Genomic DNA, 13,134 nt, shown 5'->3' with positions numbered 1-13,134 from the left:
TGTCACCGCACGGCAATGAAAAAGACATGCAGGCGCGCGCCGGTCTGGACGCGGACTCCTGGGCGGCGACGCTCACCCCGCGCCTCGCGCAGTTCGCCGCGGTCGCCCGGCACGAGCACGTCACGCGCGCCGCGCACCGGCTCGGCGTGCCGCAGTCCACGCTCAGCAGGTCGATGGCCCGCCTCGAACAGGACCTGGGCGTCGCCCTGTTTGCCCGGCACGGGCGCACCGTCTCCCTGACCGCCGCGGGCCGCGCCTTCCTCGGCACTGTCGAACGGGCCCTGGCGGAGGTCGACCGCGCCGCCGAGTCCGTACGGGCCGACGCCGACCCGGCGACGGGCAAGGTCGCCTTCGGCTTTCTGCACACCATGGGCTCGGAGACGGTACCCGAGCTCATAAGGGCCTTCCGCACCGACCATCCGCGCGTGCGCTTCCAACTCGTGCAGAACTACGGCGAGGCGATGCTGGAGGGGCTGCGCGACGGCGACCTCGACCTGTGCCTCACCTCGCCCGTGCCGGACGCGCCGGACCTGGTCGCCCGGCGGCTGGACGAGCAGAAGCTGCGCCTGGTCGTGCCCGACGACCACCCGCTCGCGGTGCGCAAGCGCATCCGGCTGGCGGAGGCCGCCACCGAGCTCTTCGTCACCCTGCAGCCGGGGTACGGGCTGCGGCGCATCACGGACGCGCTGTGCGCGGAGGCGGGGTTCACGCCGAAGATCGCGTTCGAGGGGGAGGACCCGGAGACGCTGCGCGGGCTGGTGGCGGCGGGGCTCGGGGTCGGGCTGCTGCCGCCACCGGCCGTGCCGCGGCCGGGCGTCGTCGAGCTGGCGGTCACCGCGCCGCGGGCGGTGCGGGAGATCGGGGTGGCGTGGCTGGACGGGCATCCGGACACGCCCCCGGTGGCGGCGTTCAAGCGGTTCCTGCTCTCACGCCGGGGGCAGCTCCTGCTGCACAGGTGAGTCAGTGATGCAGCGACTGCCCGAAGCCGGAGGCGAGCGGCATCCGCAGGCCCAGCGGCGGCGGAGCCGCCAGCGCGTCCGCCACCGGCCGCGCGAAGTGGTGGCCGAACAGAGTGCCGCGCACGAAGTCGACGACCAGCGCCTGCACTTCGGGACGGTGCTGCTGCAGGCCGTGCCCGTCCGAGTGGACCTCGAAGCGGCAGACATCGCGGTTGAGCTTCTTGGCCCGCTCGGCCAGCCGGTAGGACAGATCCGGGTCCGTGCGCTCGTCGTTGGTGCCGTGCACCAGCAGCACCCGCCGGCCCACCAGCTGCCGCACGGGGTCCGGGTCCAGCAGCGCTTCGGGCTCCGGCAGCCAGGGGGCGATGGCCAGCACCGCCGTGACGGCCGGATGCCCGGCGGCCCGCAGCGCGGCGCGGGCGCCCATGCCCGTCCCGATCAGGCACACGGGGACGTCGCCGTAGCGGCGTACGACCTCCTCGGCGGCCCACTGCGCGTCGTGGACCGGGTCGGCGGCGGGCCCGTTCCAGCCCCGGTGGCGGTAGCGGACCACGTGGACGACCAGGCCGTCCTCCTCGCCCGCGCGCGTCAGCCGGCGGGCCAGCGGGCGCTGGGCGGCCAGCGCCCGGAAGGACGGGCGCCGGGTCCCGGCCGCGCTGCCCGCGGGCAGCAGCAGGGCCACTCCGTGCACGCTCAGCCCCGAGCCGAGCGGCTTTCCGAGGCGGGCCGTTACTTCTGGATCTCGCTGCGGCAGCGCATGCTGAGTCACGGCAGACAACGATGGCAGAAGGACGGGTGGTGTCCACCCCGCCGATGGGTCACCGTTCCGTATCGTTCGCCGACATCTACGCGCGTAGGGGCTAGAGTGCCGAAATGACGAGCGAGACCACCCCCTCATCGAACTCTCCGACCCCCGAGCAGATCCGCAGCGCGCCCAAGGTGCTGCTGCACGATCACCTCGACGGCGGCCTGCGCCCCGGCACGGTCGTCGATCTGGCCCGGGAGATCGGCTACGACAAGCTTCCCGAGACCGACCCGGACAAGCTGGGCGTCTGGTTCCGCGAGGCGGCCGACTCCGGTTCGCTGGAGCGCTACCTGGAGACCTTCGCGCACACCTGTGCCGTCATGCAGACCCGCGAGGCCCTGGTCCGGGTGGCCGCCGAGTGCGCCGAGGACCTGGCCGAGGACGGCGTCGTCTACGCCGAGGTGCGCTACGCCCCCGAGCAGCACCTGGAGGCCGGGCTCACCCTGGAGCAGGTCGTCGAGGCCGTGAACGAAGGCTTCCGCGAGGGCGAGCGCCGGGCCCGGGCGGCCGGTCACCGCATCCGCGTCGGCGCGCTGCTGACCGCCATGCGGCACGCGGCCCGCGCGCTGGAGATCGCCGAACTCGCCAACCGCTACCGCGACTCCGGCGTCGTCGGCTTCGACATCGCGGGCGCCGAGGCGGGCTTCCCTCCCACCCGTCACCTGGACGCGTTCGAGTACCTCAAGCGCGAGAACAACCACTTCACCATCCACGCGGGCGAGGCCTTCGGCCTGCCGTCCATCTGGCAGGCCCTGCAGTGGTGCGGCGCGGACCGGCTCGGGCACGGTGTGCGGATCATCGACGACATCGAGATCGCGGAGGACGGTTCGGTCAAGCTCGGCCGGCTGGCGTCCTACGTCCGGGACAAGCGCATTCCGCTGGAGATGTGCCCGACCTCGAATCTCCAGACCGCCGCGGCCGCCTCGTACGAAGAGCACCCGATCGGGCTGCTGCGCAAGCTGCACTTCCGGGCGACGGTGAATACCGATAATCGCCTTATGAGCGGAACCAGCATGAGCCGCGAATTCGAGCACCTGGTCAAGGCTTTCGGGTACACGCTGGACGACATGCAGTGGTTCACCGTCAACGCCATGAAGTCGGCGTTCATCCCATTCGATGAACGTCTCGCGATGATCAATGACGTGATCAAGCCGGGTTACGCGGAGTTGAAGTCCGAGTGGCTGTTCCGTCAGACCTCGACGGGAACCGTCTGACCAGCAATTCCCGCAAAGGGGATGCCTGACGGCTGATCAGGTGCGAATAGCGTGAATGCGGCCGGGGCCTTCGGGTCCCGGCCGTGTCATTGATTGCGGGGCCGCCGGACTCGTGACTACTTTGCAGTGCCGCTCAAAATCCCCGTCACGAGGACAGAACTCATGAAGCAGGCAACCCTCAGGTCTCTTGGCGTCGCCGTCCTCGGTGCCGCCCTCGCCGCCGTCACGGCCGGCACCGCCTCGGCGGCCGGCACGCTGGAAGGGGCCACCACCACGGTCACGGGCGCGTCGAGGGGGCTCCCCCTCGAAGAGGTCGCACCCCTGCTGCCGGGCGGCCCGGTCGTCCAGGCCACCAAGCGGACGGTCGACTCCGGCGTCCTGGAGCAGTCGGCCAAGGCGGCCGACATGGCGCTCGCGCCCAACGTCCCCATGAGGGACAACAAGGGCAACGCCGGTCCTCTGGGGAGCGTGACCAAGCTCGTCCCGGCGAATGGTTTCTCGCTGCCGGGCCTCGGCACCGGGAACCGCTGACGACGGTACGCAAAAGGCGGGCCGCATCTACCCCTCACCAGGGGGCGTGCGGCCCGCCTTTTCGCGGTTCACCAATCGGCGACCGTCTTGCGGCTGCTGCCCTCGGCGGGCATCAGGATCCACAGCGCGATGTAGAGCAGGAACTGCGGGCCGGGCAGCAGGCACGACAGCAGGAAGATCACCCGCATCGTCGTGCGGGACATCCCGAACCGTTCGGCCAGGCCCGCGCAGACTCCGGCGATCATCCTGTGGTTACGGGGGCGGACCAGAGCGGACATGGCGGCGACTCCTGTTGTCGAAAGCATCGGCTTGTCGGAAGCATCGGCGGGAACGTTTTCCCGATGCCTCAAACGCTATGGCCGCGCCCGGGACAAAGCGTCACCCTACGGTGCGATCCCGACCCTCGGGATCGTCGGGGTCAGCCCCTTGGGGGCCTCCTCCCGGCGGAGGGGCCGGGTAGGGCCCCCGTCCGACCTGCGACGGAGTCGCGCCCTTATGGCGGGGACGACGGCGAGGTGGGCCAGCGTCACCCCGGACAGGTTCAGCAGCAGCCCGTCCACGTCCAGCACCTGGCCCGCCACCCCGCTCTGGACGACCTGCAGGGCCAGCGAGAGCATGGCGCAGGTGAAGACCGTACGGGTCAGCGAGCCCAGCGGCGAGACCGCGATGCGCCCGCCCGCCCACGGCAGCAGCACGCCCAGCGGTGCGAACGGCAGCACCCCGCCCCCTATGGTGCGCGCCGCCTCCCACGGGCCCAGCGCCAGATCGGCGCGGATCGTGGCCAGCGGCTCCAGGTGCGCGGCGGTCACCCAGGGTGCGGTCAGCGGCCGCAGGGCGAGCCAGCCGACCACGAGGAGGTGGACGGCCAGGAGGACACAGCCCGCCACGCGGTAGCGGTATCGGAGGGCGGGCGTACCGCCGTAGCCATGACGCTGCACGCCCCCCATGACGCCGCACGCGGGGCGCGCGGTTCCGCCGGTCGGGCACGGAGAGTCAGCGGCCCTCTCAGGAGACGGACGTGCCGGTGCTCTGTACGGTCTCCGGATGAGTGCGCGTGTCGTCGGAGCACGGATAGCTCTTGGGCGCCTCGCCGCCCGGCCCGCCGAGCAGCACCACCTGCCGCCCGTCGGCCGCGGCCGTGCCGACGTACGTGCACACGAGCTGCGCGAGCCCGACCGGAGGCAGCTCGTCCGGCGCCCTGTTCAGGCGCAGCGTCTCCGCGGGGTCGCCCTTGTGCGGCCCGTCGACGGCCAGCTGCCGGGGCACGTCGGTGGTGAAGCCCGCCTCTTCCTCGGCGGGCGAGGGCTGGCGCTGCAGCTCCGCAAGCAGGGCGCGGGCCACGGTCAGCGCGTCGGCGGAGTCGCCGGGGAGGGCGAGCGTCCGGGTCACGGGCAGTAGCTGGGAGCTGCACACGAGGTGGACGGACTGGGTCGCGAAGCCGGAGGCGGGCGGCGTGCCCTGAGCGCCGGGGCGTACCACGCACGCGGCGCGCGAAGGGGCGCTCCCGGCGTCCACGGGGACCGCGGTGCCGCGGATTCCGCAGCCGGTGAGCACGGTGAGGCCCGCTGCCAGGGCGGCGGTGCGCAAAGCGGTGGTGCGTCTCACTGCGTGCCCCCTTCCGCGGAGCCGGAGTCGGAGCGGTCCTCGCCGTCGGCCGGCCCGGACGCTTCTTCGGCCTCCGTCGGGGGTTCCGCATTGGGCAGGACGAGCGTGAAGACCGCACCGCCCTCAGGCGAGTTGGCGGCCGTGATCTCGCCGCCGTGGATGTGCGCGTTCTCCAGCGCGATGGACAGGCCCAGCCCGCTGCCCTCGGAGCGCGGGCGGGAGGCGCTCGCCTTGTAGAAGCGGTCGAAGACGTGCGGCAGGACGTCCTCGGGGATGCCGGGCCCGTGGTCGCGCACGTCGATGCGGAGCGAGTCGTCCTCGGTCCGCACGGAGACCCGCACGGGCGAGCCGCCGTGCTTGAGGGCGTTGCCGATCAGGTTGGCGAGGATGACGTCCAGGCGGCGCGGGTCGAGGCGGACCATGATGCCGCGCTCGGCGTCCAGTTCGACGGCGTCCAGCCAGGCGCGCGCGTCGATGCAGGCGGTGACCTGGTCGGCGACGTCCACGTCGTCCAGGACCAGCCGGGCCGTGCCCGCGTCGAAGCGGGTGACCTCCATCAGGTTCTCCACCAAGTCGTTCAGCCTGCGGGTCTCGCTCACCACGAGCTGCACCGCCGGGGCGATCATCGGGTCGAGGGAGTCCGCCTCGTCCTCCAGCACCTCGGTCACGGCCGTGATCGCCGTGAGCGGGGTGCGCAGCTCGTGCGACATGTCGGCCACGAAGCGGCGGCTGGAGGCCTCCCGCGCGCTCAGGTCCTCCACCCGCCGCTGCAGCGATTCGGCAGTCTTGTTGAACGTCCGCGACAGGTCCGCCAGCTCGTCCGTGCCCGACACCTCAAGCCGGGTGTCCAGCTTTCCCTCGCCGAGCCGCCGCGCGGCGTCGCCGAGGCGCTGTACGGGCCGCAGCACGGTGGAGGCGGCGGCCTGCGCGAGCAGGGCGGAGCCGATCAGGGCCAGGCCGGTGGCGATCCCCAGCGACCAGGCGAGCGAGTTGAGGTCGGCCCGCTCGTTCTCCAGGGACTTCAGCAGATAGCCGGTGGGCCCGCCGCCGATCACCTTCGCGCCGCCGACCAGGTACGGCTTGCCGCCGAGCGTGATCCGCTGCCAGTACAGGTGGTACGGGTACGGGTTCGACTCGTCGACCTTGCGTTCCCGGTTGACGGCGGTGACCAGCGTCTGCGGCACGACCTTGAGCGTGAACAGGTCGCGGTTCGAGGGCGCTTCGCAGTCGCCGCCCTTGACCTTGCCGATCAGCAGCACCTCGTACTTCTGCGAGGTGGCCGCCATCCGGTCCGCGGCCTCCTGCAGCTCCGGACAGGTCGGCATGAGCGGCAGCGAACCGGTGTTGTCCTGCAGGGACTTGCGGAAGTCGTCGAGGGCGGCGTTCTGGGTCCGGGTGAGGACCGCGTCGCGGTTGAGCCAGTAGGCGATGCCGGAGGCCGACACGGCGGCGGCGAGCGCCACCAGGGCGAAGACCAGCATCAGCCGCAGCCGCAGGCTGATCCACCGCACGCTCAGCTTCATGACGTTCCTGGCCGCCGCCCAGCCCCGCACCCGACCGGGCTCTTGTGTCACTGCGTTCTCTCAGTCCTGATGGTCGTCACTGCCCCTGCCGCAAGCCCCCGCGAAGTCACTGCGGGGCGTCGAGCCGGTAACCCACCCCGCGGACCGTACGGATCAAGGTCGGTGAGGACGGCACGTCCTCGACCTTGGCCCGCAGCCGCTGCACACAGGCGTCCACCAGCCGTGAGTCGCCGAGATAGTCGTGCTCCCACACCAGGCGCAGCAACTGCTGCCGGGAGAGCGCCTGGCCCGGGCGGCGGCTGAGCTCCAGCAGCAGCCGCAGCTCGGTCGGGGTCAGTTGGAGGTCCTGGCCGTTCTTGGTGACGGTCATCGCCGAGCGGTCGATCACCAGCGAACCGAACGAGGCCGAATCGCTCGACTCCCGCTCCCCGCGGCGCAGCACCGCCCGGATCCGGGCGTCCAGCACCCGGCCCTGCACGGGCTTGACCACGTAGTCGTCCGCACCGGACTCCAGCCCCACCACCACGTCGATGTCGTCGTTGCGCGCGGTGAGCAGGATGATCGGCAGCTGGTCCGTGCGCCGGATGCGCCGGCACACCTCGAAACCGTCGATGCCGGGCAGCATCACATCCAGCACGATCAGATCCGGCCGCTGCTCGCGCAGCAGCTTCAGGCCGTCCTCGCCCGTCGCCGCGGTCACCACACGGTGGCCCTGACGGGACAGGGAGAACTCGAGGGCCGTGCGGATGGCGTCGTCGTCCTCGATCAGCAACAGGAAAGGCACGGTGGCCATTCTGGCCTAAGAGTGGCCGGTAGTTCGACAGAAGGACTCCGCAGCGATCCGGCAACGGCGGCGGCACGGGCTGTTGCAGGGCTGTGACAGTCGGCGGACAGCGCGATGAAACTGGCCCGGCAGGCTTTGGTGCACCGGGCGAAACCGAGGTCCGGGTCACTGACGGACCGAGCTGGCTCCACCGACGGGGGGCGCGAGATGAACACACTGCACAGCACCACGAACAGCGCAGTTCGCACGCGCCTTCACGACACCGGCCGGAGCGCGGAGAAGTCCGGTGTCGGTGGGGGCACCTCCCTGCTCGAGCGAAGCCGAGAGCTTGGGGGAGGGCGGGGGTGCGCTCGCGGTACCGGACGTGGGCGGCCGCCGTACATGGTGGCCATCGACGCGATCGCGTACGGGGAGGCCGCAGGAGGCGCGGGGGGCGCCTCGGGGGCCACGGGGGACAAGGCTGTGAGCGTCTCGCGGACGGATGCGGAGTTCACCGCCTACGTCCAGGAGCGCCGCGCCTCCCTGTACGCGACCGCGTACCACCTCACCGGTGACCGGTACGAGGCCGAGGACCTGCTGCAGAGCGCGCTGTTCTCCACGTACCGCGCCTGGGACCGCATCACGGACAAGGCCGCGGTCGGCGGATACCTCCGCCGCACCATGACCAACCTGCACATCAGCGCCTGGCGCCGCAGGAAGCTGAACGAATACCCGACCGAGGAGCTGCCGGAGACGGCCGGCGACTCGGACGCGATGCGCGGCACCGAGCTGCGCGCCGTGCTCTGGCAGGCGCTCGCCCGGCTGCCCGAGCTCCAGCGCACGATGCTCGTGCTCCGCTACTACGAGGGCCGTACGGACCCCGAGATCGCGGACATCCTGGGCATCAGCGTCGGCACGGTCAAGAGCAGCATCTGGCGCTCGCTGCGCCGGCTGCGCGAAGACGAGGCCATCGGCTCCGGCCGGGGCATCGAAGAGTCCTTCGGCGAGCTGGTGGCCTAGAAGGAACTCGCAAGGGGGGGCACGGGGGAAACACGGGGGAGGAAACAGCGGGGGGAACACGGGGGAAAACGAGCGGGCCGGCAGTCGGGGGGACTTGCCGGCCCGCTTTCGTGTGTCCTGGGACACGCCCTAGACCTGCGCGGTCTCCCGACGGCCGGCGGCAGCGGCGGCGATCCGCCCCATGGCCGCGTCGTTGCCGCAGGGGAACGCGCCCAGCCCGCTCTGCCGGGCCACGATGCCCCGCTCGCTGCGCATCAGCCGCAGCCCCCGCCGCACCAGGTACAGCGCCGGCTTGCGGCCCTCGCGCAGGTCGCGGAGGAGCCGGCGGCGGAAGGTGGTCGAGGGGCGCCCGCGCAGGCACAGCGCGTCCGCGAGGTGGCCGAGGTCGCGCACGCGGTCGATGATGTCGGCGGCGAAGATGCCCTCCGCGATGAACAGTGGCGTACGGCCGATGTCCAGGGAACTCTCGCCGGTCCGCGAGCTGGTGGCGATGTCGTACACCGGCACGTTCGTGCGCGCCGTGCGGCACAGTGCGTCGATCGCGGCGACGGCCGCGTCCGCGTCCCACGACAGTGGCGAGTCCCAGTCGGTGCCGCCCTCCGGCAGCAGGGGCAGCGTCGGGTCGTCGCCCTCCTTGTAGAAGTCGTCCAGGTTGAGCACCGGCAGTCCGGTACGGGCGGCGAGGGACGACTTGCCGGAGCCGGACGGGCCGGTGAGCAGGATGACGCGCGCGGAGGGCAGGAGGGTGGTCACGGGATACCAGTGTGAGGCATTGGGCCACATGGGTGAGCCCCCTGGGTCGGGGCGTGCGCGAAGTGTGAGGAATCCACTACGTTGCGTTGTCGATTCCTTGGAAACCGATGGAAACCCACACACCGCTCCTCGATCCCGGCAGGTGGTCATGGCCTCCCACGCACGTCACGCACGCTCAGCGCCCGTCCCCCCTCCGCGCCTCAGGCGCACCCTGCGGCGAGTGGGGGTGACCGTGTCCGCCGGGGCCGCCCTCGTCGCGGCCGGCGCGGCGGAGGCCCAGGCCGCCCAGGGCCCGCAGGCGCCGCGCGCCCAGCTCGGCCGCACGGACATCGCCGCGGCCTTCCAAGGCACCGGCATCGCGCTGGAGAAGTCGGTGCAGGGGCTGTCGCCCGTGGTCAAGACCTTCAAGTACCACCCGCTGGCGGCCACGCCGGTGGACCCGGTGGACAACGGCATCGGCACCAAGATCGCCGACTTCAAGCCGATCAGCACCCAGGCCCTGACGAACCCGATCCACAGCACCGGCCAGCTGCGCGACCTCCCGCTGGTCGGCCAGCTGCTGGGCATCCTGCCCGGATAGCGGCCCCGGACGCACGATGGCGGCTTCCCCCCCTGAGGAAGCCGCCATCGTCTGCTTTGTGCAGCAGGGTCCGTCAGTAGGACGAACCGCCGGCGCCCAGCGACCCGGTGGGGTGCCAGACGGTCTTGGTCTCCAGGAACGCCATCAGCCGCTCCGTGCCCGGGTCGGCCGCCCAGTCCACAGGCTGTGGACGGAGAACCCGCTTGAGGTTGTCGGCCGCCGCGACCTCCAGCGCCTTCGCCAGCTCGGCGTCGGCACCGGCCAGGTCGATCGCGTTGACGTCCTGGTGCGCGGCGAGCGGCGCGGCGATCTCCGCGGTCTTGCCGGACAGCACGTTGACCACGCCGCCGGGCACGTCCGAGGTGGCCAGCACCTCGCCCAGCGACAGCGCCGGGAGCGGGGACCTCTCCGACGTGACGACCACGACGGTGTTGCCGGCGGCGATCGCCGGGGCGATCACGGAGACCAGGCCCAGGAGGGAGGACTCCTGCGGGGCCAGCACGGCGACGACACCGGTCGGCTCGGGGCTGGAGACGTTGAAGAACGGCCCCGCCACCGGGTTCGTGCCACCGGCGATCTGAGCGATCTTGTCGGTCCAGCCCGCGTACCAGACCCAGCGGTCGATGGCGGCGTCCACCTGGGCGGCGGCCTTGGACTTCGACAGCCCCTCGGCGTCGGCGACCTCGGCGACGAACTGCTCGCGACGGCCCTCGAGCATCTCGGCGACGCGGTAGAGGATCTGGCCGCGGTTGTACGCGGTGGCGCCCGACCAGCCGCCGAACGCCTTGCGCGCCGCGACGACCGCGTCACGCGCGTCCTTGCGGGAGGACAGCGGGGCGTTGGCCAGCCACTTGCCCTTTGAGTCCGTCACCTCGTACACCCGCCCGCTCTCGGACCGGGGGAACTTGCCCCCGACGAACAGCTTGTAGGTCTTGAAAACACTGAGCCGATCAGACATCGAGGTAAGCCTCCAGACCGTGACGGCCACCCTCGCGACCGAAGCCCGACTCCTTGTACCCACCGAACGGCGAAGTCGGATCGAACTTGTTGAACGTATTGGCCCAGATGACGCCCGCGCGCAGCTTGTCGGCAACCGCCAGCATCCGCGAGCCCTTCTCGGTCCAGATGCCGGCCGACAGCCCGTACTGCGAGTTGTTGGCCTTGGCGACGGCCTCGGCGGGCGTACGGAAGCTCAGCACCGACAGCACGGGGCCGAAGATCTCCTCGCGGGCGATGCGGTGCGCCTGAGTGACGTTCGTGAAGATCGTCGGGGCGAACCAGTAACCGGCGTCCGGCAGCTCGCACGCGGGCGCCCAGCGCTCGGCACCCTCGGCCTCGCCGCTGTCGGCCAGCGCGGTGATGCGGGCCAGCTGCTCGGCGGAGTTGATGGCACCGACGTCGGTGTTCTTGTCGAGCGGGTCGCCCACGCGGAGCGTGGACATCCGCCGCTTGAGCGCGTCCAGCAGCTCGTCCTGGATGGACTCCTGCACCAGAAGGCGCGACCCGGCGCAGCAGACCTGCCCCTGGTTGAAGAAGATCCCGTTGACGATGCCCTCGACGGCCTGGTCGATGGGGGCGTCGTCGAAGACGATGTTGGCGCCCTTGCCACCGAGCTCCAGGGACAGCCGCTTGTCCGTACCGGCGACGGTACGGGCGATGGCCTTGCCGACCGCGGTGGAGCCGGTGAAGGCGACCTTGTCGATCCCGTCATGCGCGACGAGCGCGGCACCGGCCGTGCCGTCACCGGTCAGGATGTTGACGACACCCTTGGGCAGCCCGGCCTGACGGCAGATGTCGGCGAAGAACAGCGCGGACAGCGGCGTGGTCTCGGCCGGCTTGAGCACGACCGTGTTGCCCGCCGCCAGCGCCGGAGCGATCTTCCACGCGAGCATCAGCAGCGGGAAGTTCCACGGGATGACCTGACCGGCCACGCCCAGCGGCTTCGGGTTCGCCCCGAAACCGGCGTGGCCCAGCTTGTCGGCCCAGCCCGCGTAGTAGAAGAAGTGCGCGGCGACCAGCGGGAGGTCCGCGTCGCGGGTCTCCTTGATCGGCTTGCCGTTGTCCAGGGTCTCCAGGACGGCCAGCTCGCGCGAGCGCTCCTGGATGATCCGCGCGATGCGGAACAGGTACTTGGCGCGCTCGGAGCCCGGCAGCGCGGACCACTTCTCGAAGGCCTTGCGGGCTGCCTTGACGGCCGCGTCGACGTCCTCGGCGGACGCCTGGGCGACCTCCGACAGCACTTCCTCCGTCGACGGCGAAACGGTCTTGAAGACCTTCCCGTCGGACGCCTCGCGGAACTCGCCGTCGATGAACAGCCCGTAGGACGGGGCGATGTCGACGACCGAGCGCGACTCGGGCGCCGGTGCGTATTCAAAAGCCATGGTCAGTCCACCGTCACGTAGTCGGGACCGGAGTAGCGCCCGGTGCTCAGCTTCTGGCGCTGCATCAGCAGGTCGTTGAGGAGGCTGGAGGCGCCGAAGCGGAACCACTCGTTGGTCAGCCACTCCTCGCCGACGGTCTCGTTGACCAGCACCAGGAACTTCATCGCGTCCTTGGTCGTCCGGATGCCGCCGGCCGGCTTCACGCCGACCTGCACACCGGTCGCGTCGCGGAAGTCGCGCACGGCCTCCAGCATCAGCAGGGTGTTCGCCGGGGTGGCGTTCACGGCGACCTTGCCGGTCGAGGTCTTGATGAAGTCGGCCCCGGCCAGCATGCCGAGCCAGGAGGCGCGGCGGATGTTGTCGTAGGTCGACAGCTCGCCGGTCTCGAAGATCACCTTGAGCCGGGCGGCGGACCCGTCGGGCCGGCGGCAGGCCTCCTTGACGGCCTTGATCTCCTCGAAGACCGACAGGTAGCGGCCGGCGAGGAAGGCACCCCGGTCGATCACCATGTCGATCTCGTGCGCACCGGCGGCCACGGCGTCGGCGGTGTCGGCCAGCTTGACCGGCAGCGCGGCACGGCCCGCGGGGAAGGCGGTGGCGACGGAGGCGACCTTGACGTCCGAGCCGCGGACGGCCTCGGCGGCGGTGGCCACCATGTCGGGGTAGACGCAGACCGCGGCGGTGCGCGGGGTCTCGCGGTCGGTGGGGTCCGGGTTGAGGGCCTTGGCGGACAGCGCCCGGACCTTGCCCGGGGTGTCCGCACCCTCCAGGGTCGTGAGGTCGATCATCGAGATCGCCAGGTCGATGGCGTACGCCTTCGCCGTGGTCTTGATCGAACGGGTGCCGAGTGCGGCGGCGCGGGCTTCGAGGCCGACCGGGTCGACGCCCGGCAGGCCGTGCAGGAAGCGGCGCAGCGCACCGTCGGAGGCGGTCACGGCCGCCATCGACGCCAGTCGCTCCGCGGCTTCGTTGCCGTTTGCGGGAACAGTGGGCATGGTCA

Annotated in this window: 15 protein-coding genes; 5 read left to right on the top strand and 10 right to left on the bottom strand. The window is 71.3% G+C overall.

Annotation, left to right across the window (positions count from 1 at the left end):
- Window positions 1-26: 26 nt before the first annotated feature.
- Complete coding sequence (locus tag FHS39_RS03360) at window positions 27-959, top strand: LysR family transcriptional regulator (protein WP_425507727.1); 933 nt, start codon at window positions 27-29, stop codon at window positions 957-959.
- Between the two features lies 1 nt (window position 960).
- Here FHS39_RS03360 and FHS39_RS03355 read toward each other — a convergent pair whose 3' ends face one another.
- A complete protein-coding gene (locus FHS39_RS03355; protein ID WP_184346203.1) occupies window positions 961-1,728 on the bottom strand; it encodes an alpha/beta hydrolase in 768 nt (255 codons plus the stop codon).
- 104 nt (window positions 1,729-1,832) lie between these two features.
- Here FHS39_RS03355 and FHS39_RS03350 point away from each other — a divergent pair, with 104 nt between their 5' ends.
- Window positions 1,833-2,978 (top strand): adenosine deaminase, encoded by a 1,146-nt coding sequence (locus tag FHS39_RS03350; protein ID WP_184346202.1) that lies wholly within the window; start codon window positions 1,833-1,835, stop codon window positions 2,976-2,978.
- Window positions 2,979-3,140: 162 nt separating this feature from the next.
- The gene (locus FHS39_RS03345; protein WP_184346201.1) at window positions 3,141-3,509 is read left to right on the top strand and encodes a hypothetical protein; all 369 of its coding nucleotides are present in this window, start codon (window positions 3,141-3,143) and stop codon (window positions 3,507-3,509) included.
- Window positions 3,510-3,577: 68 nt separating this feature from the next.
- Here FHS39_RS03345 and FHS39_RS03340 read toward each other — a convergent pair whose 3' ends face one another.
- The 5 genes from FHS39_RS03340 to afsQ1 all read right to left on the bottom strand — a co-directional run bounded on the left by FHS39_RS03340 (window position 3,578) and on the right by afsQ1 (window position 7,421).
- Window positions 3,578-3,787: a PspC domain-containing protein gene (locus tag FHS39_RS03340; RefSeq protein ID WP_184346200.1), complete on the bottom strand. Its 210-nt coding sequence runs from the start codon at window positions 3,785-3,787 to the stop codon at window positions 3,578-3,580.
- A 105-nt stretch (window positions 3,788-3,892) separates the two neighbouring features.
- Window positions 3,893-4,447 (bottom strand): VanZ family protein, encoded by a 555-nt coding sequence (locus FHS39_RS03335; RefSeq protein ID WP_184346199.1) that lies wholly within the window; start codon window positions 4,445-4,447, stop codon window positions 3,893-3,895.
- Between the two features lie 67 nt (window positions 4,448-4,514).
- Window positions 4,515-5,114: a hypothetical protein gene (locus FHS39_RS03330; protein WP_184346198.1), complete on the bottom strand. Its 600-nt coding sequence runs from the start codon at window positions 5,112-5,114 to the stop codon at window positions 4,515-4,517.
- Window positions 5,111-6,637 (bottom strand): sensor histidine kinase, encoded by a 1,527-nt coding sequence (locus FHS39_RS03325; protein WP_184346197.1) that lies wholly within the window; start codon window positions 6,635-6,637, stop codon window positions 5,111-5,113. Before FHS39_RS03325 ends, FHS39_RS03330 begins: the two co-directional genes overlap by 4 nt.
- A 106-nt stretch (window positions 6,638-6,743) precedes the next feature.
- Window positions 6,744-7,421 (bottom strand): two-component system response regulator AfsQ1, encoded by a 678-nt coding sequence (gene afsQ1 / locus FHS39_RS03320; RefSeq protein WP_184346196.1) that lies wholly within the window; start codon window positions 7,419-7,421, stop codon window positions 6,744-6,746.
- 207 nt (window positions 7,422-7,628) lie between these two features.
- Here afsQ1 and FHS39_RS03315 point away from each other — a divergent pair, with 207 nt between their 5' ends.
- Window positions 7,629-8,420, top strand: coding sequence for a SigE family RNA polymerase sigma factor (locus FHS39_RS03315; RefSeq protein WP_184346195.1), 792 nt, complete (start codon window positions 7,629-7,631; stop codon window positions 8,418-8,420).
- Between the two features lie 129 nt (window positions 8,421-8,549).
- Here FHS39_RS03315 and FHS39_RS03310 read toward each other — a convergent pair whose 3' ends face one another.
- On the bottom strand, window positions 8,550-9,203 hold the full coding sequence (locus FHS39_RS03310) for an ATP-binding protein (RefSeq protein ID WP_184346194.1): 654 nt from the start codon (window positions 9,201-9,203) through the stop codon (window positions 8,550-8,552).
- A 190-nt stretch (window positions 9,204-9,393) separates the two neighbouring features.
- On the opposite strand from FHS39_RS03310, the gene FHS39_RS03305 reads away from it, so the two are divergent.
- Window positions 9,394-9,753 carry a hypothetical protein gene (locus FHS39_RS03305; RefSeq protein WP_343069333.1) on the top strand — a complete coding sequence of 120 codons (360 nt, stop codon included), beginning with the start codon at window positions 9,394-9,396 and terminating at the stop codon, window positions 9,751-9,753.
- A 73-nt stretch (window positions 9,754-9,826) separates the two neighbouring features.
- Here the strand turns inward: FHS39_RS03305 and FHS39_RS03300 are convergent, their stop codons facing one another.
- From FHS39_RS03300 to deoC, 3 genes are read right to left on the bottom strand one after another with little or no spacing between them, the layout of a single operon-like run.
- Entirely contained in the window at window positions 9,827-10,711 is an 885-nt protein-coding gene (locus FHS39_RS03300) for an aldehyde dehydrogenase family protein (RefSeq protein WP_184346192.1), read from the bottom strand.
- Window positions 10,704-12,134, bottom strand: coding sequence for an aldehyde dehydrogenase family protein (locus tag FHS39_RS03295; protein WP_184346191.1), 1,431 nt, complete (start codon window positions 12,132-12,134; stop codon window positions 10,704-10,706). Before FHS39_RS03295 ends, FHS39_RS03300 begins: the two co-directional genes overlap by 8 nt.
- A gap of 2 nt (window positions 12,135-12,136) precedes the next feature.
- Window positions 12,137-13,129: a deoxyribose-phosphate aldolase gene (gene deoC / locus FHS39_RS03290; RefSeq protein WP_184346723.1), complete on the bottom strand. Its 993-nt coding sequence runs from the start codon at window positions 13,127-13,129 to the stop codon at window positions 12,137-12,139.
- Between the last annotated feature and the right edge of the window lie 5 nt (window positions 13,130-13,134).

The sequence above is a fragment of the Streptomyces olivoverticillatus genome (assembly GCF_014203555.1).
GTDB lineage: Bacteria > Actinomycetota > Actinomycetes > Streptomycetales > Streptomycetaceae > Streptomyces > Streptomyces olivoverticillatus.
The sequence above is the reverse complement of the archived record's forward strand: the minus strand, read 5'-3'. Positions and strand labels throughout refer to the sequence as shown.